The following is a 20,570-nucleotide window of genomic DNA, read 5'->3' as shown; positions in this document are numbered from 1 at the left end:
TCGCAGCGCTGAACTACGCGTCGGGAAACACCGGGCCGGCAAAGGTGCCAATTTTTGTTCGTGAGTGGCGGGGAGACAGGGATTCGAACCCTGGGAACGCTCTCACGTTCAACGGTTTTCAAGACCGCCGCATTCGACCACTCTGCCACCTCCCCGGTCCGTGCAGCGGTTTAGGACGCAAAACCGGGTGAGGCAAGGGGAAATCGGCCGCGCAGGAGAAAAGCCCGGGCCTGGGCCAGCCGCGCGGAATCATGCCACCTTTGCGGGTTTCCCTTGCGCCGCGGCCCGTCAGGGTTTTCATGGCCGGATGCGCAGGCTATCATGCCGCCAAATCAAGAAGACCGGTCATTCCGGCGGGGGCGCAAAAGCGCCGCGGGCACAGGCAAGGATGAGAGCATGAAAGACACCGTGTCGACAGCAAAGACAGCCCCGCGGGTTGCCGCGGCGGCCGTGGGACTGCTGTTGATGGCAGGCTGCGAAGGCGGGCCGACGCTGGCCTTTTTGCAGCCCAAAGCCGAGGCCGGCGGGGAGATTCAGGCCTCCAGCAGCACCAAGCTGGTCGAGCGCGACGTGGAAGCCCCCGAGGTGTTCCAAGTGACCGAAGCGGGGCTTTGGGACGGGCGTCCGTCGATCGGCGGGGTCTGGGTGGCGCATCCCGACACCAAGGACCCGGAGCGGGTGATCATCCGCAACAATGCGAATGGCCAGTTTGTGATCGGCGCCCTGTTCCGGCGCGAACGGGAAATTCCGGGCCCGCGGCTGCAGGTGTCCTCGGACGCCGCGGCGGCGCTGGGAATGCTGGCAGGTGCGCCGGCCGAGCTGAACGTCACCGCCCTGCGGCGTGAAGAGGTCAGCAATGAAATTCCTGCCGAAGATCAGACAGCCGAACGGCCTGCGGCGGAGGCTGAGGCTGCCCAAGTGATGGCCTCGGCGGCCGGGCAGGAAATCTCAGCAACGCCGCTGGATCCGATTGCCGGAGCTGCCGCCGCAATTGACGCCCCGGGCCCGGTCCCGGCCGCACGGGCCGTTCCGGCGCAATCAGCGCCTGCGCAGGCTGAGCCTGCGGCTGCCCCGGCAGCCAAAGCGCAGAAATCCGCGCTGGAGAAACCTTACATCCAGATCGGCATCTTCAGCGTTGAAGCCAATGCCAAGCGGACTGCCAATATGATGCGCAGCGCCGGCATGGTGCCGGTGGTGCGCGAGCAAGCCTTGAGCGGCAAGGCGTTCTGGCGGGTGCTGGTTGGCCCGGCGCAGAACAAGACTGAACGCAGCCAGTTGTTAAAAAGCGTAAAGGAAACCGGATTTGCGGATGCCTATGCTGTCACCTATTGATCCCGGCGCCACGCGCCTGGGGCGCACTCTGATCTCTTCGCTGCGGCTGGCCATGGCTGCAGGTCTGGCGGTCAGCCTGTCGGCGCTGTCTGCCGCGGCCTTTGATACCAAGGCCCGCGCCGCCTATGTGCTGGACGCAGGCACCGACACGGTGCTGCTGTCCAAGAACGCCGATGTGCCGCTGCCGCCGGCCTCGATGTCCAAGCTGATGACGCTCTATGTGGCGTTTGAGGCTTTGCGCGACGGCCGCCTGACCCTGGACGAGCGGCTGCCTGTCAGCGAGCACGCAATGAGCTACAAAGGCTCCACCATGTTCCTGGACACGCAGGACCGGGTGCGGGTCGAGGATCTGCTGCGCGGCATCATCGTGTTGTCCGGCAATGACGCCTGCGTGGTGATTGCCGAGGCGCTGAGCCCGGACGGAACCGAGGCCGGATTTGCCCGTTACATGACCAAACGCGGCCAGGATCTGGGCATGACCGCCTCGACCTTTGCCAATTCCAACGGCTGGCCTGCTGCCGGGCACCGGATGTCGCTGCATGATCTGGCGGTGCTGGCCGAGCGGTTAATCGAGGACTTCCCGGAATACTATCCTCTGTTTGCCGAAACCAAGTTCGAATTCGATGGCCGTGCGCCCTCGAACGTCCGCAACCGCAATCCGCTGCTGAAGCTGGGGATCGGCGCGGACGGGCTGAAGACCGGCCACACCGTAGAAGCGGGCTATGGGCTGGTCGGGTCGGCCCAGCAGGGTGACCGGCGGGTGATTTTCGTGGTGTCCGGCTTTGAAACAGAATCCGGCCGCGCCGAGGAGGCTGAAGCCCTGGTGAACTGGTCGTTTCGACAATTTGCCAAAAAGACCGTCGCCCAGGAAGGCGTTCCCATCGCCGAAGCCGAAATTTGGCGGGGGGCCGAGCAATCGGTAGGGCTGGTGCCCGCGGAGGATCTGGAAATCCTGCTGCCGTCGCTGGCAGGCGGCACCATCGAGGGGGAAGTTGTCTATGCCGGCCCCATCGAGGCCCCGGTCAGCAAAGGCCAGCGGCTGGCGGAACTGGTGCTGCAGCCCGATGAACTGCCGGAGGTGCGGCTGCCGCTGGTGGCGGAAAGCGATGTGCCCGCGGGCGGCTTTGCGGTGCGTGTGAAAACCGCGGCGGAAGTGCTGATCAAGCGCTTCCTGACCGGCCCCGAGGGGGCATTGTGACGGCGGGCGGAGCGCGCGGCCTGTTCATCACCTTCGAAGGCATCGACGGGTCCGGTAAATCAACGCAATGCCGCCTGCTGGCGGACGCCCTGCAGGCGGCGGGCCGTGATGCGGTGCTGACGCGGGAGCCCGGCGGCTCCCCCGGCGCCGAGGAAATCCGCCGTCTGGTGCTGGAGGGCGCTCCCGACCGCTGGTCGGCCGAGACCGAGCTGCTGTTGTTCATGGCGGCGCGGCGCGATCATTTGGAGCGCACCATCGAACCGGCCCTGGCCGCCGGCAAAGTGGTGATTTGCGACCGTTTTGCCGACAGCACACGGATGTATCAGGGGCTGTCCCGCGGCGACCTGCGCGCCGCCGTCGACCAGATGCACAAGCTGATGATCGGGCGTGAGCCGGACCTGACCCTGCTGATCGACATGGACCCGGCCACAGGTCTGGCCCGGGCCAAGGGGCGGCAGGGCCAGGAAGAACGGTTCGAGGATTTCGGCATCGGCCTGCAGGAAAAGATGCGCGCAGGCTTCCTGGCGCTGGCGCAGGAGTTTGCGGACCGCTTCCGCGTGGTCGATGGCGCCCGCCCGCTGGATGCCGTTGCCGCCGATGTGCGGCGGCTGGCGGATGAAGCCCTGGAAGGATCCAGGGCATGAGTCCTGATGACGACCTGCCGCGCGCAGACCAGGCCGAAGGCGCGCCGCATCCGCGCGAAACCCAGCGGCTGATCGGCCAGCAGGCCGCGGAACAGGATTTCCTGACCGCCTATAACTCAGACCGCCTGCACCACGGCTGGCTGCTGACCGGCCCGCAGGGCGTGGGCAAGGCAACACTGGCCTGGCGGATTGCCCGCTTTCTGCTGGCCACGCCCCCGGCGGAAGAGGGTCTTTTCGGCGCGCCGCCGCCGCCGGACACATTGGAGATCAGCCCGGAGCACCCGGTCTCGCACCGCATCCAGGCGCTGGCGGAACCCGGCCTGGCGCCGATCAGCCGCTCTTACGACGACAAGGGCAAGCTGCGCAGCCAGATTGTGGTGGACGATATCCGCAAGCTGAACCGGTTCTTTGGCCTTTCGGCCACCGATGGCGGGCGCCGCGTGGTGATCGTGGACGCCGCCGACGACATGAATATCAGCGCCGCAAATGCGCTCTTGAAAATGCTGGAAGAACCGCCTGCGCGCACCACCCTGCTGCTGCTCTCGCACCAGCCCTCGCGGCTGCTTCCGACCATCCGCTCGCGCTGCCGCACCCTGCGGCTGAGGCCGCTGTCCGCACCGGACATGGAGGCTGCATTGGCGCAATCCGGCGTGGAGCTGCCCGGCAATATGGAGAACCTTGCGGCCTTGGCGGGCGGCTCGGTCGGGGCGGCGCTGCGGCTGATCAATCTGGGCGGGCTGAAAATCTATGCCGAACTGGTGCAGATCCTCACAACGATGCCGCGGCTGGACCGCCAGCGCGCCATGGCGCTGGCCGAGGCGGCCGCCCAGCGTGGTGCCGCCGCACGGTTTGAACTGCTGCTGTCGCTGACCGAGATGGCGCTGGCCCGGCTCGCGCGCACTGGCGCAACCGGTGCCCCGCCAGCGCCGGAAGCGGCACCGCAGGAGGCCGCGATGCTGTCGCGGCTGTCGCCGGATCCGCGCAAAGCCCGCGCTTGGGCGGACCTGGCAGCAGAAGTGACCGCCCGTGCCCGCCATGGCCAGGCGGTGAACCTTGACCCCGCAGCACTTGTCCTAGATACGGTTTTCAAGATGCAGGAAACCGCGTCGCGCTGAGGCTTTTGAGGCCCCGCGGCACATCTGGCACCAGAGGATTCATGACCGAGACGACCCCCCAGATTACGGACAGCCATTGCCACCTGGACTTCCCCGATTTCGAAGGGCGGCTGGATGAGGTGATTGCCAGCGCAGCAGCGGCCGGCGTCACCCGGATGGTGACCATCTGCACCAAAATGAAGAACGAGCCGTCCGTCCGCGCGATTGCCGAGGCGCACACACCAGTGTTCTATGCCGCGGGCACCCACCCGATGAGTGCCGCGGACGAGCCGCTGGTATCTGTCGACGCACTGGTGGCGCTGGCAAAACACCCGAAGTTTGTCGGCATCGGCGAGACCGGTCTGGACTACCACTACACCGCCGGCAGCGCCGCCGTGCAGCAGGAGTCCTTGCGCATTCATATCGCTGCCGCCCGCGAGACCGGCCTGCCGCTGATCATCCATGCCCGTGCCGCCGATGACGACATGGCGCGCATCCTTGGCGAGGAGATGAAGAACGGCTCTTATACTTGCGTGATGCATTGTTTCTCCTCCTCGGCCGAGCTGGCAAGGGCCGCGCTGGACCTGGGGTTTTACCTGTCGATGTCCGGCATCGCCGCTTTTCCCAAAAGCCAGGAGCTGCGCGGTATCTTTGCCGCCGCCCCGGTGGAGCGCATTCTGGTCGAGACCGACGCCCCCTATCTGGCGCCGCCGCCCTATCGCGGCAAACGCAATGAACCGGCCTATACGGCCTTCACTGCCAAGGTGGGCGCGGAGGTGTTCGGCATCGGCTACGCCGATTTTGCCGCGCAGACACAGGCGAATTTCGACCGGCTGTTCTGGAAAGCCGCCGCATATGAGGCCGCCGCCTGATGGCTGAGATGCGCTTCACGATCCTCGGTTCGGGCTCTTCCGGCGGGGTGCCGCGGATTGGCGGCCATTGGGGCGATTGCGACCCGAAGAACCCCAGAAACCGGCGCCAGCGGTGCTCGCTGCTGGTGGAGCGCGACGGGCCTGAGGGCACCACATCGGTGCTGATCGACACCACGCCCGACATGCGCAGCCAGTTGCTGCAGGCAGAAGTCAGCCGGCTGGACGCGGTGGTTTACACCCATTCCCACGCCGATCACCTGCACGGAATCGACGATCTGCGCATGGTCTATTACAACATGCGCGAACGCATTCCGGTTTATGCAGACGGTCCAACCCAGAACGACCTGTTGAACCGCTTCGGCTATGCCTTTGCGCAGCCGGACGGCTCCCCCTATCCGCCGATCCTCGACCTGAGAACCATCAGCGGGCCTTTCACCATTGATGGCCCCGGCGGCGAAATCAGTTTCCGCCCGTTTGAAGTGAACCACGGCTCCATCGACGCGCTGGGATTCCGCATTGGCGGGCTGGCCTATCTTCCGGATGTGGCCCAAATCCCCGATGCCGCGCTGCCAGAGCTGGAAAACCTCGACATCTGGATCCTGGACGGGCTGCGCCGCACCCCGCACCCGACCCATTTCAGCTACGCCGAGGCGCTGGAATGGTTCGAGAAGATGGCGCCCAAGCGCGGCATTATCACCAACATGCATATCGACATGGATTATGCCACGATCGAGGCCGAGACCCCGGACCATATCACCCCCGCCTATGACGGTATGGTGATCCGGGTGGAACTATAGCGGAATGCACAGCTCTGCTGCAGCGCGCCCGGCTCCATTCGGCAGACCGCAGGCTTCTCCTTTGCTGACATACTCCCGCCGGAGGCATCCGCGGCCTGCGGCCGGACACTGCCCGCCGGCCGGCAGCAAGCCCCGGCCGCCAGGGACAGGCTGATGTTTCAGAGCCTGATCGACGTCATCCTGCCGGTGTTCCTGGTAGTCGGCGCGGGTTATGCCGCCACCGCGCGGGATGTGCTGACCCAGACACATATCGAAGGCGTGATGAAATTCGCGCAAGGCTTTGCCATCCCCTGCCTGCTGTTCAAGGCAATGGCGGAGCTGGACCTGTCATCCAGCTTTGACCCGCGGCTGCTGGCAAGTTTTTATACCGGCGCTTTCACCTGCTTCCTGATTGGCGTGTTCGGCGCGCGGATCCTGTTCAAGCGGGAGTGGGAGGACTGCATTGCCATCGGTTTCTGCTGCCTGTTTTCCAATTCGGTGCTGTTGGGCCTGCCCATCACCGAGCGCGCCTTTGGACCTGAGAACCTGACCGGCAACTATGCCATCATCGCCTTTCATTCGCCGTTCTGCTATGGCGTCGGCATCACCGTGATGGAGATCGTGCGCAATCGCGGCGCAGGCGGGATCAAGACCGTCTCGGCAGTGCTGAATGCGATGTTCCGAAATGTGCTGATTCTGGGCATCGCGCTGGGGTTTGCGGTGAATCTTTCAGGGCTGGCCATTCCGATGGTTGTGAGTGAAGCCCTGTCGCTGATCATCCGGGCCGCCCTGCCCTGCGCGCTGTTCGCGCTGGGCGGGGTGCTGGTAAAGTACCGCCCCGAGGGCGATCTGCGGGCGATCCTGTTTGTCTGCTTCACTTCGCTGATGATCCATCCGGCGATTGTCTGGGTGCTGGGTTCAGCCCTGGCATTGCCACAGGATCTGTTCCGCTCGGGCGTTTTGAACGCTGCGATGGCGATCGGGTTCAACGGCTATATCTTTGCCAATATGTACGGCCGGGCAAAACGGGTGGCGGCGTCTTCGGTGCTGATTGCCACCGGGGCGAGCATCTTAACCGTGTGGTTCTGGCTGCTGGTTCTGAGCTGAGCCGGGCTGAGAAAAAAGGTCAGAACTTCTGTCCAAATGTTTCGCGCGCGAAACATTTGGACAGCGATGCTGACCTTAAACTTAGGGTTTCATTAAGAAATTCCCACTGCACTCCGGCACGGCCTCACCAGCGCGGATCATCCAGCTCCAGCGGGAATCCCTTGGGCAAGAGGCCGGCCTGGAACCAGTTGATGAAAGAATAGATTGAAAACACCGGCAGGCCGGTAGCTTTGCGCACATCACGGGCATAGGGCACCATATTGGTGCATTCCAGCACGATGGCGCCAAGGTCCGGGATTTCCGCCACCATCGCCCGTGCGGCGTCGATCATGTCGAGGCGGCAGGCCTCGAAGTCGATCTCCGACGCGTCGCCGAGGATGTCGCGGGTAAAACAGCGCAGGCCGTCAGTGCCGGCAATGGGTGTGTCCAGCGGCACGCCTGCGGCCTGCAGATGCGCCGGTGTCAGCGTGGCCTTGGAAATCGTCAGAATACCGCAGCACTTGCCTGCGGGCAGCAGGGCCTGCACCATCGGCACCTGCATCAGCGAGGATGTCGCCACCGGCACCCCCAGCGCCTGTTTCACCTCGTCCTGAAGAAGCGCCAGGAAACCGCAATTGGTGGTGATGCCGTCGGCCCCCATGGCGACCAGATCGCGGCCGGCCTCGACAAACAGGTCCAGCAGCTCCTTGGGGTTGCCGCGCACCACGTTTTCGGGATTGGCGCCGCGCACCACCTTGTAGTGGACCGGGAAGTCCCAGGTCATCGCATTGCCCATATCGCCATGGATACGGGGAAACCGGGTCTCCAGCATCAGGATGCCAACTGCAGCGCCAAAGACTGTCTTGCCGCCGTGTTCCATGTGGCTCCCCTACTCGTCCGGAACGTAGAGCTGGGAAAAGGCGATGCGGACCGCTTCGGTCGCCTCTTCCCGGCGTTTTTCAATGTGGCTGCGCATCGCCGATACGGCGGCCTCGGCATTGCGGGCGGCAATGCCGTCGACGATCTGGCGGTGGGCCGAAATGTCTCCAGGCGCCTTGCCCCCTGCCCGGTCGCGCATGCGTTTGAGGTCGATCAGACGGATATAGCGGATCCGGCCATTCAGGTTGTTGAGGATCCTCTGCAGCTCGCTGTTGCCCGAAAGCTGCGCCAGCCGCGCGTGGAAGCTCTCGTCCATCGCCAAAAGCGCCCCGGGGTCGGTGGCGCTTTCATACTCGGGCTCCATCCGGTTCAGGTAATCCGCCAGCGCCGCGATGTCCTCGTGCGGGGCGCGGGTGCACGCCAGCCGGGCCGCCTCGCATTCCACCGCCACCCGGGACTCGTACAGGTCCATGATGTAGCTGGGCGTCAGCGGGCGGCAGAAAAAGCCGCGGTTGTTCTGGAAGGTCAGGAAGCCCTCGGCCACCAGCCGGTTCAGCGCCTCGCGCAGCGGTGTGCGGCTGGCGCCCAGCACCTCGGACAGGGCGCTTTCATTGATCCGCTGGTCGGGCTTGAAGGCAAAATCCGCCGCCATCCGCCGCAGCGCCTCATAAACCCGGTCCACATTGCTTTCGCGTTTAGCCATTATCCCGCCATCTGTTCAATCCGCGGTGCAGGTTACGGGAGCGCACGGCCTCGCGCAATATTGAATTCTAAACTGCATACAGTTTAAGGCAAATCAGGAAACTTCAACCGAATAGGGTGCCAGCTCCTTCTTCAGCAGCGCCAGAAACTCCTGCCCAACCGCCGACAGCGGCCTGGACTTGGAGGTGATCACCGCCATTTCCATCATGATCCGGGGCCGGAACGGACGCGAGACAAAGCCGCCGCCAGCTTCGAAATCCAGCACGAAAGGGTCGAGGATCGAGACCCCCATCCCCTCCTGCACAAAGCTGAGAAGGTTCTTGAACAGATGCGAATGCACCCGGGCTTTCAGCGGGATACCCGCCTGCTGAAACACCTCGCGGGTGCGGCGGTGGGTCATGTGCTCGGGCCCCATCACGATGAAGGGCACGCCTTCCAGAAGTTCGGGCGTCAGCACGCCGTGTTCCGCCAGCGGGTTGTCCGCGGGGATCGCCAGCCGGGTTTCGACGTTGATCGGATGCGCCTCCAGCCCGTCATGGATCAGCGGCATTTCGCAGACGCCGATCTCAAACAACCCCGAAATCACCCATTCCTGGATCTTCAACGAATACTGCGCCTGAAAGGAGATCGACAGGTCCGGCCGGGTGCGGGCAAAGCGGGCGATCAGCGCGGGCATGAAGCCAAAGGACATGGAATGCTGCGAGGCGACCTGCAGCTGGCCCGCCTGCTTGTTCTGCAGGTCAGTGACCGCCTGCGCCACGTGATCAAGGCCGCGCACCACGGTATCGACCTCTTGAAACAGCACCCCGGCTTCGGGCGTGGGGATCAGCCGGCCCTTGCTGCGCTCAAACAGTTTGAGGCGGGTCTGGCGTTCCAGCTGGTAGAGCAGATTGGAAATGCCGGGCTGAGAAATTCCCAGCTGTTCGGCCGCTCCGGTGACGGTGCCGGTTTCGACAATGGCGTGGAACGCCTGCAGCTGGCGGAAGCGGAAAGACATCGGCAGAACATCATTTTTTGTGATACCTTATTGAATTCTTTGTATTGGTAATGATGATCAAGTCAAGGCAGGGTTCCTTTCGCAGCTGGGAGGAAAACACGCGTGCTGGAAGAAAAGATTGCCGGGATGGATTTGTGGCATCTCGCACTGCCTGTATTGTCGCGCCGCGACCATGGGATCGGGTCGGTGGAAGGCTCTTGCGAGGTTGTGATTGTCCGGCTGCGCGGCGAGAGCGGCGCCGAAGGCTTTGGCGAGGCCTCCACTTGGTCGGTGTTCACCGGAACGCCGGAGGCCAGCCTGGCGGCGCTTGACCGTTACATCCGCCCGCTGGTGGAGGGCCGCCGGGTGGCGGACCGCGCGGCGATCATGGAGGACGCAGCCAGGGTGATCGCCCATTGCACCGAGGCCAAGGCGGCATTGGAGAGCGCTTTGCTGGATCTGACCGGACGGATCGCCGGTGTGCCGGTTTGGGCGCTGCTGGGCGGGAAATGCCGCGATACCATTCCGCTAAGCTGTTCGATCGCCGATCCGGACTTTGCCAAGGACATTGACCTTCTGCACCGGCTGCGCGCCGACAAGGTCGGGCTGATCAAGCTGAAGACCGGTTTCAGGGATCATGCCTTTGACATCATGCGGCTGGAGCGGATTGCCAAGGACTTTCCGGATTTCCGCGTGCGGGTGGACTATAACCAGGGCCTGAGCATAGAGGACGCACCCGCGCAGGTGCGTGATGTGGCGCAGTTCCGGCCGGACTTCATCGAGCAGCCGGTGCGGTTCCATCATTTCGGCATGATGGCCAAGCTGCGCGGGATGATCGACGTGCCGCTCTTGGCGGACGAAAGCGTATTCGGTCCCGAGGATATGGTACGGGCGGCGCGCGAAGGCATTTGCGACGGCGTCTCGGTCAAGATCATGAAATCCGGCGGCCTCACCCGCGGCCAGACAGTGGCGCGGATTGCGGCGGCCAATGGGCTGTCGGCTTATGGCGGCGACATGTTCGAGGCGGGGCTGGCGCATCTGGCGGGCACCCACATGATTGCCGCCACGCCCGAGATCAAGCTGGGCTGCGAGTTCTATCAGGCGCGCTACTTCCTGAAAGAGGACATTCTGGAGACCCCCTTCCAAGTCGTGGACGGCCAGGTGGTGGTTCCGGATGGGCCAGGGCTGGACATCAAACCGGATCTGGAAAAGCTGAACCGCTACGCAGTCTCCAAGAAGGTTGCGGCATGACCAACGCCAAGAAAACCGTTGCCATCATTGGCGCTGGCATTGTCGGCGTCTCAACCGCGATCGAGCTGCAGCGCGACGGGCATCAGGTCATCCTGATCGACGGCAAGGGGCCGGGTGAAGGCACCAGCCATGGCAACGGCGGCATTCTGGCCTCCTGCTCCATCGTTCCGGTGACGGGTCCTGGACTGTGGAAGAAAGCGCCGAAGATGCTGCTGGACCCTGAGCAGCCCTTGTTCCTGCGCTGGGAGTATCTGCCCAGGCTGGCCCCCTGGCTGATGAAATATATGGGCCATGCCAATGCCGAAGACACCGCCCGGATAGCCGCGGCACTGGCGCCGCTGGTCGGGGATTCGCTGGCGAACCATCAGGCACTGGCGGCAGGCACCGGGGCAGAACGCCACCTGAAACCCTCCGATTATCTGTTCCTCTACAATGACCGCGCGCATTTCGGCGAGGATGCATTCGGCTGGGGCCTGCGGAGGAAACACGGGTTCCAGTGGGATGAATTGGAGGGCGCGGAGGTCCGCGCTTATGACGGGATTTATGCTGAGGAATTCGGCTTTGCCGCGCGGCTGAAGGACCACGGTATCATTTCCGATCCGGGCCAATACGTGAAGGATCTCGCTGCACATGTCGCCGGCAACGGCGGCCGGATGATCCAGGCCTATGCCGAGGATGTGGCTCGCGAAAATGGACAAGTGACCGGCGTGCGCGCAGGCGGCGAGACCATCCCTTGCGACGCTGTCGTTATCGCCACCGGCGTCTGGTCCAAGCCGCTGGCAGAGAAACTGGGAATTTCCGTACCACTGGAAGCAGAACGCGGCTATCATCTTGAATTATGGGAACCTTCGGCAATGCCGAAAGCGCCTGTCATGGTGGCAGCAGCCAAATGCGTGGTGACCCCGATGCAGGGACGGATCCGGATTGCAGGCATTGTGGAATTCGGCGGGCTGGAGGCCGGGCCGTCGAAGGGGCCGCTTGAGCTGTTGCGCAAGAACGCCCGGCGCATTCTGCCCGGTGTGAGCTGGAAGCATGAAGAGGAATGGCTGGGCTACCGCCCGGCGCCTGCCGATTCGATCCCGGTGATTGGCGGGGTGCCGGACCTCAGCGGCGCCTTTGTCGGCTTTGGCCATCATCACATCGGCCTGACCGGCGGGCCGAAGACAGGCCGCCTGCTGGCGCAGATGATTTCGGGCCGCACTCCGAACATCGACATGAGCGCCTATGACCCGGCGCGCTATGCGAATTGAAACCAACCAGTGCCTCTTAAGGGGCCGAAACTGAAACAGGGAGAAGACCATGAAGAAATTGACCAGACTGCTTGCCGCCACCGCGCTGACGGCGGCTGCCGCCCTGCCCGCCGCGGCGGAAACCTGGGACATGCCAATGGCCTATTCGGCCTCCAACTTCCACTCGGCGACCGGCGCGGAGTTTGCTGAATGCGTGACCACCGGCACCGGCGGCGAGGTGGAGATCAAGACCCACCCGTCGGGATCGCTGTTCAAGGGCGCCGACATCAAACGCGCGGTGCAGACCGGCCAGGCGCCGATCGGCGAGCGGCTGCTGTCCGGACACCAGAACGAAAACGCGCTGTTCGGCTTTGACTCGATCCCCTTCCTGGCGACCTCGTTCGATGACAGCGACAAGCTGTGGCGCGCCGCCAAACCGTCGATTGAAAAGCTGCTGGCCGAGCAGAATCTGACCCTGCTATATGCCGTGCCGTGGCCGCCGCAGGGGTTGTATTTCAAGAATGAAGTGACCTCGGTTGCCGAGATGAAGGGCATCAAGTTCCGCTCCTACAACAACGCCACCTCGCGCCTGGCAGAGCTGACGGGGATGCTGCCGGTGACCATCGAGGCCGCTGAGATCAGCCAGGCCTTTGCCACTGGGGTTGCGGAAGCCATGATTTCCTCCGGCTCCACCGGCTATGACCGCAAGGTCTGGGAAAGCCTGGGTTATTTCTATGAAGTGGATGCCTGGCTGCCGCGCAACTATGTGTTTGTGAACACCGAAATCTGGAACGGCACCTCCGTGGCAAGCCGGGACGTGATCATGGGCTGCGCCAAGCTTGCGGAATATGCGGGCAACTGGCGGGCCAAGGAATACACCGGTTTCACACTGCAGGGACTGCGCGACGGCGGTATGAACGTCGGCCCGGCATCGGAGCAGATGACGGCCGAGCTGAAGGAAATCGGCGACACCATGACCAACGAATGGCTGGAAGCCGCAGGCGACGAGGGCAAGGCCATCGTCGATGCGTTCCGCGCAGAATAAACAGCGTGCAGGATACGGGCGGCGCAGAATGGGCCGCCCGTAATCTCATAATAGAATAAGCCGATGGGGATGATATGACTGTGCTCAGGGGGCTGCGCTCCGGACTGGATTTTCTTTACCTCGCCGCTGGGGTGCTGGCTGCCCTTTGCCTGATTGCGATACTGGGCCTGATCGTTGTTCAGATGCTTGCCCGCTGGACCGGTGAGGTGTTTCCCGGTGCGCCGGATTACGCGGGCTATGCGATGGCCGCCGCGTCGTTTTTGGCCTTTGCCAATGCGTTGAACCGGGGCAGCCATATCCGGGTGTCGATCCTGCTGAATGCCGTGCCCGAAGGCTTCCGCCGGGTGCTGGAGATCTGGTGCTTTGGCATCGGCACCGCGGTGATGTGGTATTTCACCTATTACGCCTACCGGTTTGTCTACTGGAGCTGGAAATTCAACGACGTCAGCCAGGGCCAGGACCGCACGCCCCTGTGGATACCGCAAAGCGTGATGCTGTTCGGCGGGGCCGTTCTGGCCGTCGCCCTGACCGATCATCTGATTCATGTGATCTTCCGCGGTGACCACCGCATCACCCGGGATCTGGACGACCAGAGCCACGCGGAGTAAGCCCCTTGGAAAATATCTCAGTTATCATTCTGTTTCTCTTCGTGCTGTTCGCCCTTCTAGGGTCCGGCGTCTGGGTTGGCCTGGCGCTGATGGGCGTGGCTTGGGTCGGCATGGAGCTGTTCACCGTCCGTCCTGTCGGCGACGTGATGCTGACCACGATCTGGTCGGCCTCTTCCAGCTGGACTCTGACGGCGCTGCCGATGTTCATCTGGATGGGGGAAATTCTGTACCGGACCCGGCTGTCCGAGGACATGTTCAAAGGGTTGGCACCTTGGATGGCGGCGCTGCCCGGCGGCCTGGTGCATACCAATATCGTCGGCTGCACGGTGTTTGCCGCGGTCTCCGGCTCCTCTGCCGCGACGCTGACCACCGTCGGCAAGATGTCGATCCCCGAACTGCGAAAGCGCAACTATCCCGAAACCATGGTGATCGGCACGCTGACCGGCGCGGCCACGCTGGGCCTGATGATCCCGCCGTCGCTGACGCTGATTGTCTATGGCGTCACCATCAATGAATCGATCACCAAGCTGTTCTTTGCCGGCATTCTGCCGGGGCTGGTGCTGGCGGCGATGTTCATGGGGTATGTGGCGATCTATTCCAAACTCGGCAAGGACTGGAACCCAACCCCCGAGGCCAGGCTGAGTTTTGCCCAGAAGGTGAAGAACTCCCGCTTTCTGGCGCCGGTGATTGCACTGATCATTGTGGTGATCGGCTCCATGTACCTTGGCATTGCCACCGCCACCGAGGCCGCAGCGTTTGGCGTCATCGGCTCGCTGCTGCTGGCATTGGGGCAAGGGTCTCTGAACTGGAAAACATTCACCGGCAGCCTGATGGGCGCCACCCGCACCAGTGCGATGATTGCGCTGATCCTGGCCGGTGCGGCCTTCTTGTCGCTGTCGATGGGCTTTACTGGCCTGCCGCGCGGGCTGGCAGATCTGATTGCCGGGTGGGAGCTCACGCGGCTGGAGCTTTTGATGGTGCTGCTGGTCTTTTACATCGTTCTGGGCTGTTTCCTGGATGGCATTTCCTCGGTGGTGCTGACCATGGCAGTGGTGGAGCCGATGATCCGCCAGGCGGGCATTGACCTGATCTGGTTCGGCATCTTCATCGTGGTGGTTGTCGAGATGGCGCAGATCACACCGCCGATCGGCTTTAACCTGTTTGTGATGCAGGGCATGACCCACCACGAGATGAGCTATATCGCCCGCGCCGCGGTGCCGATGTTCCTGATCATGGTGCTGATGGTGTTTGTGCTGATCGCCTTCCCGGAGCTGGCGACCTATCTGCCCGACAACCTGCGGCCAGGGCCCGTATAGACCTATGATGACAGCGCTCGCCTTTGCCGCCCGGCATGGGCGGGCTGCCTTGGTGCTTGGGCTGCTGGCCGGGCTGCTGCTGCCCGGCCTGGCCGCCGCGCTTAAGCGCTGGCTGCCGGAAATGGTGGCCGGGCTGTTGTTTTTGAATGCCTACCGGATCGGCTTGCGCAAGGCGGCGGGCGGTCTGGCGGACGGGATCGGCACGCTGAAGGCCATTGCGTTCCTGCAAGTGGCGCTGCCGCTGCTGGCGCTGGGGCTGGCGTCGCTGTTCGGTGTGGTGCAGACCCCTGCCGCAGTGGCGCTGATCCTGATGCTGAGCGCCCCTTCGGTGACCGGCAGCCCCAATATCACCGCACTGATGGGCCACGCGCCGGAGCCTGCCTTCCGCCTGCTGATCACCGGCACGGCTCTGATGCCGCTGACGGTAATCCCGGTGTTTCTTCTGGCACCCGGCCTTGGCGATCTTGGCGGCGTGTTGCGCGCCTCGGCGCGGCTGATCGGCGCCATCGGGGTAACGGTCCTGGCCGCCTTCCTGCTGCGGCGCCTGACACTGCCAAATCTGCGCGCAGAGCAGGCCAAGGCCATTGACGGGCTGACAGTGATTGCGCTGTCGGTGATCGTCGTCGGGCTGATGGCAGCCCTGGGGCCTGCGCTGCGCACGGACCCGCTGCTGGTGCTGCAATGGCTGGGCTTTGCCTTGGCCGCCAACCTCGGCCTGCAAGTGCTGACATTTGCAGTGATGCGCCGCCGCGCGGGCAGTGGCGCCGTGCCCAGTGCCGTTGTCGCCGGCAACCGGAACTTCGCTTTGTTTCTGATCGCCCTGCCCGCTGCCACCACCGAGCCGCTGCTGATCTTCCTGGGCTGCTATCAGATTCCGATGTATCTGACTGCTATCCTGATGAAGCCGCTTTACGGGCGCCCCATCCTCAGGACAGAAACGTGACGCCAGGCATCCGCCGGATCAGCTCGGCATCAGCAAAATAGCTTTCGCTCATGTCATCCACCAGCGCTTGCGACCAGCCCGGCAGATCGATTTCCTCTTCGATCGCCTCTTCTGAGTGGTAGTAGCTGAGGAACAGCGCGCGCACCCGTTCACGCTGGTCTTCCGACAGGCCGGGGCGGTTTTCCAGATAAGCCTCCAGCCGCTCGTATCCCGCCTCCGAAATAATGCCGCGGGTGATGTCTAATTCGCCGGCGAAACGGAAACCGTCACCCAGCCCCGTCACCTGCCCCAGAATGTTGGGCCAGATCACCGGCGTTTCCTCGTTGCACCAGACAGTGATGCGGCAGCCGGGGTTACTGTCCTGAATATCCGCAACCACGTCCGACCAGCGCAGATTGAGGAAATCCGTGCCTGCGGTAAACTGCTTCCAGCTTCTGCCGGATTGCGATTTGTAGACCGGGCCGATCAGCGTGGCGGGGTTGCGCAGGCCCAGGAAGAATTCACAGGGAGTGTCCGGAAACACTCCCCGCAGCGCCGCTGTATTGCTGCCCGCATTGCGATAAAGCCGCCCGCCGCTGAGCATCCAGCCCGGCATCCCGAGAAATCCGGAGTTGGTCAGGATGATCCGGGAAATGTCCTGATCCTTGACAATGCCGGCCAGCAGCGCCGCGCGTTCCTGAGCGGAGACAGAGTCCTGGGTCTGCTTGCGCAGCATTTGATTGAGCGCCGCCAAATAGGTGCCTGGACGGCGGATCATGACGCCCTGTTCCAGCAGCCGCTGCGCATCCTTGCGCAGCGACCAGGTCAGCTGGCCGTTATCGGTATTCGGCGCCCCGATATGGAAAGCAAGGGTAATGTCCCGCATGTCAGCCTTTGCCTGGTTCATCGTCCTGTCCGGCCTTTGCCCATTCCCTGATCCGCATAAGATACCGGCGTGCGGCCTGGCGGAAGTCACAGGTTGTAATTGCTTATAACCGCGCCTTCATCCTGCGGAAGAACCGGTCATCCCGCTGGCGCAAAATATACTCGCAGGCTTGTTTCGCAAGGCGCGGATGGCCGCGGTCCAGAGCCAAATTGGCCAGCTCCCGCTGAAACCGCGGGAATTCGTGGCGTTTGCGCAGCAGGCGGTGAAACCGGTGCGGTGTCAATTCGCCGGAAATGGCACCGCGGGCAATCTCCTGCAGGATGCCCATCTGCTGCAGCGAGGACCCCAGCCGGTGGCCCAGCAGCGGACAGCGCCAGAAAGTGACATTTGCCCCGGAAAAACGGGCCGCATGGGCCGCATCGGGCGCCACGTAGGGGTCGAACATGATATGCACGTCGCCCGCCGCCTGGCTGGCCAGGGATGCATCCCCGAAGGGCCCGGAAAAATCCCTGTCCCAAACCTTCTTGTAGCGCATTTCCCAAGGCACCAGCGTCTTGTCGAGAGTGGATTGCGGGCTGATCGCAAACACTGTCGATCCGGGCGCCGCTGCTGCATAGGCCGCGGCCGCATAGCCCCCCATTGACGCACCGTAAAAGACCACCCGGGAAAACTGCGCAAAGAAACCACTGTCGCGCAGCGCTTCGAACTTGGCGGACACCTCCTGGTGGCGGAACCAGGTCCAGCCGTTGGCCATTACCCCCAGCATCGACCAGCCCTGCGCCTCAATGAAGCCGAAGCCCCAGGGCCGCCGCTCCTCCCGCTTGGACATTGCAATATCAAGGTTGTCGAAAGTCACCACAAGTGTGCTGCCGCGCGGCAGGAACAGGAAGGAATGCTCTTCCAGTTCATCAAAGAAACCTTCCTTGCCGGCCAGTTGGCGGGCCACCTTGGTCCATTCGCCCGAGGGCGGCAGCACCTCCTGCGGTTCGGCGGAGAGGATCGCCAGACCATTCCTGCCGGCCTCAGGCGGCACCAGCGTATTGCAGCTGCCATAGGCCTTGAGGAACGGATAGCTGCCAGAACCTTTGCGGATTTCAATCACCAGGCGGCTGAGCGGATGCAGCGCCCGGTCCAGCACCGGTTTGAGGTGCTGCGGCTTATGCCCGGCGCCGAACCCGTTCAGGGAAATCAGAACGTCGTACTGGCCCAGTCTGCGCGGCCGGGTCACGATGCGGACCGCCTCAGGGTCCACCCCGCCCCGCTTCAGGTCTGCAAGATAGCTTTCCAACTGCTCATCGGGCAAAGACGCAAAGGCCCCCTTGCCGTCCAGGCAGACCACATCCACCGAACAACCATAACGCTGGTGCAGCAGTGCTGTCAGCTCAGGCGCCTGGCCGTTTACATCCGCAACATTGGCGACTTCATCCGCATCCAAGGCGGAAAGAACCGTTTTAAAGTCGAAACCGTCACCCAGCATATTGCTTTAACTGCCATCTTGGGATGCGCCGGAACAGAACTGATCCGCCGCGGCTGACCTGCTGATCGTAGCAAAAACCGCTCTGCGAAAGCGCATCAAAGCACTGCTTTATCCCGATTTTCTTAATTTTACGCGTATGGATCTCAAGAAAGATCTTATCGATACCTGTCAGATCCGCAGGCGCAAACAAATCCCGCTCTCCGCCTTCAATATCAATGATAAGCGTATTGGCACGGAAATCACGGATCAGCTGCGACAGACGGGTACCCGGCACTTCGATGGCTTTGACATAGGGGTCTTCGCCATCCAGGGAGGAGGACCAGAACTGCTCGCGGACAAAAAAGGACATTGGCCCTTCGGCGGTGGCGTCATTCAAGGCAACGCAGTTGCGCACCTGTGCGGCGGTAAGCCCGTTCAGAGCATGCACATTGCCGATGAAGTCGCACAAGGACGGATCTGCCTCGACGCACAGCACGTTCTCAACCCCGAGGTTCACACCCAGGAACGAAGAGATGAACCCGATCCCGGCGCCCAGCTCGATCACCCTGTCGTCTTTTTCGAGGAACTTGGGGGTGCCGGAGACCTCGTCCAGCTCATAGCGGTCCTTGCGGATCGCGCGTGCGATCTTTGAGGTGATGACATCCGGATTCAACGGGATTTTGACACCGTGGGTTTCCAGTATCTCGATCATGACTCCTGCTCCGCCCGGGTGATGACTGTTGAATATTTACCGTGCTTGGCCAGCACCTTGACGGTGCCGAAGCTTTTCATGGCGCCAATGCCGCCGGATCCCTTGCGAATGTCCAGAACAATACCGCCGCCGCTGCTGATCTGGTTGCTGAACAAATCCCGATAGGTGCCGACGGGATAGTGAAACCCGCAAGACGCCAGGCTGATCACCAAGTCGAAGGCGCCAAGCGGCGCAATGTCTTCGATTTTGGGATTAAGGGTGGTGATCTTTCCGGCCGGCACGCCGTTCTTTTCCAGAAACGCACGGGCGGTCTCGAGGCTGGTATAACCCGCGCCCTCGCCCTCAAATCCGAAGTGGCGGCCGTTGCCTTCTTCGATATCGATCAGGACGATTTCGCAGCCGTACCGGCGGTGCAGCAGCAGGCTGGCAAAAGCATATCCGCAGCCGATGTCCGCGGCGCGTTCGGGCGCAATGGGATCGGTGGCCTTCAGAAAGAATTCGCATTCCCGTTCCGCGATCCGGATCGATTCATGCAGGATGCGGTCCCGCTGCGACCGGGCGTCCGCCAGCAGCAGCTTACCATCACCCGCCATCCAGTCCTTGATGGTCTGTCCTGAACTTGCCAGTTCTGATCGCTGCAGCAGGATATTGGCGACGTCCTGATCGCTGAACATGGAATAATCCAGCGCCACCGGGTCGATCGCCTCCACGGGTTTGTCTTCCGGTTCCGGGGCCGGCTGCAGCAGGTGGCGGGTTTTTCCGGCATCGATCCCATGCTGGGCCAGCAGGTCGTGGACATAGCAGCCCTCGGCGGGCACCCCGCCGTATTTGGCCGCGATGTTGCGGAAGCGGCGGCCCCAGAAGTGGATCGACAGTGTATCGCTGCGGATATGGCCGCGCGCCTGGTTCGCGCGATTCGGGTTCAGCACCACTCCGGCCCGCTTGAACGGCACAGGGTAAATCACATGACCGGGCCGGGAATGTTTGACCTCGCCGGTTTCCTGCAGGAACCAAGTGAGCGCATCCGGCCCCCAGACACCCCAGGGCAAAAGCGAAACATGAACCCCCTGACCGCTGTCCTTGAACGCCTGCAATTCGGCCTGTTTTTCATCGCTGTACCAGGGCGGGACGGGATATTCATCGCTGGTAAAACGCAGCATCGCCGCAAGGGTCTTGGAGGTCTTGGGCAGCCGCAGAACCCCATTGTTGACCATCGGCTTGCCATCGGAGATCCAGCCATGGAAATGCTTGCCCTTGATATCCCACGGCTGGCAGCAATAGGCATCGGTATCGGCCCAGATGTAGTTGGTCTTGCGCAGCAAATGCAGGCGGAAGATATCGGCATGATAGGCCGGGCTGCCGGTGCGGGCGTGGCGGATGATGCGGTCAGCGGGCAAGATTTCATTGGCATCCGCCACTTTCACCCCGCCGGGCACGCCCTGGACTGGGTCATAAGTGAACAGCACTACCTCGTGGCCCTGATCCAGAAAGGACTGAAGGCAAAGCTGTTCCAGCCAGCTGAGTTCTGGGCCCACCCATAGTGACGCGATGGCCGGAAGTGCCATAAAGACTGCCCCTCAAAAAAA

The 20,570-nt window shown here is 62.8% G+C and carries 20 protein-coding genes and 1 tRNA gene; 13 read left to right on the top strand and 8 right to left on the bottom strand.

Going from position 1 to position 20,570, the window contains the following annotated elements; all coding sequences use genetic code 11:
• Positions 1 to 65: 65 nt before the first annotated feature.
• Positions 66 to 155, bottom strand: a tRNA-Ser gene (locus AC0KW6_RS11820).
• Positions 156 to 396: 241 nt separating this feature from the next.
• Here AC0KW6_RS11820 and AC0KW6_RS11815 point away from each other — a divergent pair.
• The 7 genes from AC0KW6_RS11815 (at position 397) to AC0KW6_RS11785 (ending at position 7,023) form a co-directional block, all read left to right on the top strand.
• Positions 397 to 1,332, top strand: a complete 936-nt coding sequence (locus tag AC0KW6_RS11815) for an SPOR domain-containing protein (protein ID WP_323775582.1) — start codon at positions 397 to 399, stop codon at positions 1,330 to 1,332.
• A 52-nt stretch (positions 1,333 to 1,384) separates the two neighbouring features.
• Positions 1,385 to 2,530 (top strand): D-alanyl-D-alanine carboxypeptidase family protein, encoded by a 1,146-nt coding sequence (locus AC0KW6_RS11810; protein ID WP_416361467.1) that lies wholly within the window; start codon positions 1,385 to 1,387, stop codon positions 2,528 to 2,530.
• Positions 2,527 to 3,174, top strand: coding sequence for a dTMP kinase (gene tmk, locus AC0KW6_RS11805; RefSeq protein WP_474034966.1), 648 nt, complete (start codon positions 2,527 to 2,529; stop codon positions 3,172 to 3,174). The genes AC0KW6_RS11810 and tmk overlap by 4 nt, the downstream gene beginning before the upstream one ends.
• Complete coding sequence (locus tag AC0KW6_RS11800; protein ID WP_474034965.1) at positions 3,171 to 4,289, top strand: DNA polymerase III subunit delta'; 1,119 nt, start codon at positions 3,171 to 3,173, stop codon at positions 4,287 to 4,289. The genes tmk and AC0KW6_RS11800 overlap by 4 nt, the downstream gene beginning before the upstream one ends.
• A gap of 41 nt (positions 4,290 to 4,330) precedes the next feature.
• On the top strand, positions 4,331 to 5,140 hold the full coding sequence (locus AC0KW6_RS11795; RefSeq protein ID WP_474034964.1) for a TatD family hydrolase: 810 nt from the start codon (positions 4,331 to 4,333) through the stop codon (positions 5,138 to 5,140).
• Positions 5,140 to 5,937 (top strand): MBL fold metallo-hydrolase, encoded by a 798-nt coding sequence (locus AC0KW6_RS11790; protein WP_323775587.1) that lies wholly within the window; start codon positions 5,140 to 5,142, stop codon positions 5,935 to 5,937. The genes AC0KW6_RS11795 and AC0KW6_RS11790 overlap by 1 nt, the downstream gene beginning before the upstream one ends.
• 153 nt (positions 5,938 to 6,090) lie before the next feature.
• Positions 6,091 to 7,023: an AEC family transporter gene (locus AC0KW6_RS11785; protein WP_474034963.1), complete on the top strand. Its 933-nt coding sequence runs from the start codon at positions 6,091 to 6,093 to the stop codon at positions 7,021 to 7,023.
• Between the two features lie 124 nt (positions 7,024 to 7,147).
• On the opposite strand, the gene AC0KW6_RS11780 is transcribed toward AC0KW6_RS11785, so the two are convergent.
• The 3 genes from AC0KW6_RS11780 to AC0KW6_RS11770 all read right to left on the bottom strand — a co-directional run bounded on the left by AC0KW6_RS11780 (position 7,148) and on the right by AC0KW6_RS11770 (position 9,580).
• A complete protein-coding gene (locus tag AC0KW6_RS11780; protein ID WP_323775589.1) occupies positions 7,148 to 7,882 on the bottom strand; it encodes an aspartate/glutamate racemase family protein in 735 nt (244 codons plus the stop codon).
• Positions 7,883 to 7,891: 9 nt separating this feature from the next.
• Positions 7,892 to 8,584 (bottom strand): GntR family transcriptional regulator, encoded by a 693-nt coding sequence (locus AC0KW6_RS11775; RefSeq protein ID WP_323775590.1) that lies wholly within the window; start codon positions 8,582 to 8,584, stop codon positions 7,892 to 7,894.
• Positions 8,585 to 8,677: 93 nt separating this feature from the next.
• The gene (locus AC0KW6_RS11770; RefSeq protein WP_474034962.1) at positions 8,678 to 9,580 is read right to left on the bottom strand and encodes a LysR family transcriptional regulator; all 903 of its coding nucleotides are present in this window, start codon (positions 9,578 to 9,580) and stop codon (positions 8,678 to 8,680) included.
• Between the two features lie 102 nt (positions 9,581 to 9,682).
• Here AC0KW6_RS11770 and AC0KW6_RS11765 point away from each other — a divergent pair, with 102 nt between their 5' ends.
• The 6 genes from AC0KW6_RS11765 to AC0KW6_RS11740 all read left to right on the top strand — a co-directional run bounded on the left by AC0KW6_RS11765 (position 9,683) and on the right by AC0KW6_RS11740 (position 15,951).
• Positions 9,683 to 10,810, top strand: a complete 1,128-nt coding sequence (locus tag AC0KW6_RS11765) for an enolase C-terminal domain-like protein (RefSeq protein ID WP_474034961.1) — start codon at positions 9,683 to 9,685, stop codon at positions 10,808 to 10,810.
• On the top strand, positions 10,807 to 12,060 hold the full coding sequence (locus AC0KW6_RS11760) for an NAD(P)/FAD-dependent oxidoreductase (protein ID WP_474034960.1): 1,254 nt from the start codon (positions 10,807 to 10,809) through the stop codon (positions 12,058 to 12,060). The genes AC0KW6_RS11765 and AC0KW6_RS11760 overlap by 4 nt, the downstream gene beginning before the upstream one ends.
• Before the next feature lie 49 nt (positions 12,061 to 12,109).
• The gene (locus AC0KW6_RS11755) at positions 12,110 to 13,084 is read left to right on the top strand and encodes a TRAP transporter substrate-binding protein (protein ID WP_474034959.1); all 975 of its coding nucleotides are present in this window, start codon (positions 12,110 to 12,112) and stop codon (positions 13,082 to 13,084) included.
• Between the two features lie 74 nt (positions 13,085 to 13,158).
• A complete protein-coding gene (locus tag AC0KW6_RS11750; RefSeq protein WP_024090900.1) occupies positions 13,159 to 13,692 on the top strand; it encodes a TRAP transporter small permease in 534 nt (177 codons plus the stop codon).
• A 5-nt stretch (positions 13,693 to 13,697) separates the two neighbouring features.
• Positions 13,698 to 15,008, top strand: coding sequence for a TRAP transporter large permease (locus AC0KW6_RS11745; RefSeq protein ID WP_474034958.1), 1,311 nt, complete (start codon positions 13,698 to 13,700; stop codon positions 15,006 to 15,008).
• A gap of 4 nt (positions 15,009 to 15,012) precedes the next feature.
• Positions 15,013 to 15,951, top strand: a complete 939-nt coding sequence (locus AC0KW6_RS11740) for a hypothetical protein (protein WP_474034957.1) — start codon at positions 15,013 to 15,015, stop codon at positions 15,949 to 15,951.
• On the opposite strand, the gene AC0KW6_RS11735 is transcribed toward AC0KW6_RS11740, so the two are convergent.
• The 4 genes from AC0KW6_RS11735 to AC0KW6_RS11720 form a co-directional block, all read right to left on the bottom strand.
• Positions 15,935 to 16,837, bottom strand: a complete 903-nt coding sequence (locus tag AC0KW6_RS11735; RefSeq protein WP_323775596.1) for a hypothetical protein — start codon at positions 16,835 to 16,837, stop codon at positions 15,935 to 15,937. The two genes, AC0KW6_RS11740 and AC0KW6_RS11735, sit on opposite strands and share 17 nt — an antisense overlap.
• Positions 16,838 to 16,919: 82 nt before the next feature.
• Positions 16,920 to 18,293: a hypothetical protein gene (locus AC0KW6_RS11730; protein ID WP_474034956.1), complete on the bottom strand. Its 1,374-nt coding sequence runs from the start codon at positions 18,291 to 18,293 to the stop codon at positions 16,920 to 16,922.
• Positions 18,283 to 18,984 (bottom strand): FkbM family methyltransferase, encoded by a 702-nt coding sequence (locus tag AC0KW6_RS11725; protein WP_323775598.1) that lies wholly within the window; start codon positions 18,982 to 18,984, stop codon positions 18,283 to 18,285. The genes AC0KW6_RS11730 and AC0KW6_RS11725 overlap by 11 nt, the downstream gene beginning before the upstream one ends.
• Positions 18,981 to 20,549, bottom strand: a complete 1,569-nt coding sequence (locus AC0KW6_RS11720) for a class I SAM-dependent methyltransferase (protein ID WP_474034955.1) — start codon at positions 20,547 to 20,549, stop codon at positions 18,981 to 18,983. The genes AC0KW6_RS11725 and AC0KW6_RS11720 overlap by 4 nt, the downstream gene beginning before the upstream one ends.
• Between the last annotated feature and the right edge of the window lie 21 nt (positions 20,550 to 20,570).

The organism is Leisingera sp. SA215 (assembly GCF_055902035.1).
The sequence above is the reverse complement of the archived record's forward strand: the minus strand, read 5'-3'. Positions and strand labels throughout refer to the sequence as shown.

Bases quoted from the DNA above. Each gene is read 5' to 3' on its own strand.
- AC0KW6_RS11815 (WP_323775582.1), top strand. From the start codon at position 397: ATGAAAGACACCGTGTCGACAGCAAAGACAGCCCCGCGGGTTGCCGCG.
- AC0KW6_RS11810 (WP_416361467.1), top strand. From the start codon at position 1,385: ATGGCTGCAGGTCTGGCGGTCAGCCTGTCGGCGCTGTCTGCCGCGGCC.
- AC0KW6_RS11800 (WP_474034965.1), top strand. From the start codon at position 3,171: ATGAGTCCTGATGACGACCTGCCGCGCGCAGACCAGGCCGAAGGCGCG.
- AC0KW6_RS11795 (WP_474034964.1), top strand. From the start codon at position 4,331: ATGACCGAGACGACCCCCCAGATTACGGACAGCCATTGCCACCTGGAC.
- AC0KW6_RS11790 (WP_323775587.1), top strand. From the start codon at position 5,140: ATGGCTGAGATGCGCTTCACGATCCTCGGTTCGGGCTCTTCCGGCGGG.
- AC0KW6_RS11785 (WP_474034963.1), top strand. From the start codon at position 6,091: ATGTTTCAGAGCCTGATCGACGTCATCCTGCCGGTGTTCCTGGTAGTC.
- AC0KW6_RS11780 (WP_323775589.1), bottom strand. From the start codon at position 7,882: ATGGAACACGGCGGCAAGACAGTCTTTGGCGCTGCAGTTGGCATCCTG.
- AC0KW6_RS11775 (WP_323775590.1), bottom strand. From the start codon at position 8,584: ATGGCTAAACGCGAAAGCAATGTGGACCGGGTTTATGAGGCGCTGCGG.
- AC0KW6_RS11770 (WP_474034962.1), bottom strand. From the start codon at position 9,580: ATGTCTTTCCGCTTCCGCCAGCTGCAGGCGTTCCACGCCATTGTCGAA.
- AC0KW6_RS11760 (WP_474034960.1), top strand. From the start codon at position 10,807: ATGACCAACGCCAAGAAAACCGTTGCCATCATTGGCGCTGGCATTGTC.
- AC0KW6_RS11755 (WP_474034959.1), top strand. From the start codon at position 12,110: ATGAAGAAATTGACCAGACTGCTTGCCGCCACCGCGCTGACGGCGGCT.
- AC0KW6_RS11750 (WP_024090900.1), top strand. From the start codon at position 13,159: ATGACTGTGCTCAGGGGGCTGCGCTCCGGACTGGATTTTCTTTACCTC.
- AC0KW6_RS11740 (WP_474034957.1), top strand. From the start codon at position 15,013: ATGATGACAGCGCTCGCCTTTGCCGCCCGGCATGGGCGGGCTGCCTTG.
- AC0KW6_RS11735 (WP_323775596.1), bottom strand. From the start codon at position 16,837: ATGAACCAGGCAAAGGCTGACATGCGGGACATTACCCTTGCTTTCCAT.
- AC0KW6_RS11730 (WP_474034956.1), bottom strand. From the start codon at position 18,293: ATGCTGGGTGACGGTTTCGACTTTAAAACGGTTCTTTCCGCCTTGGAT.
- AC0KW6_RS11725 (WP_323775598.1), bottom strand. From the start codon at position 18,984: ATGATCGAGATACTGGAAACCCACGGTGTCAAAATCCCGTTGAATCCG.
- AC0KW6_RS11720 (WP_474034955.1), bottom strand. From the start codon at position 20,549: ATGGCACTTCCGGCCATCGCGTCACTATGGGTGGGCCCAGAACTCAGC.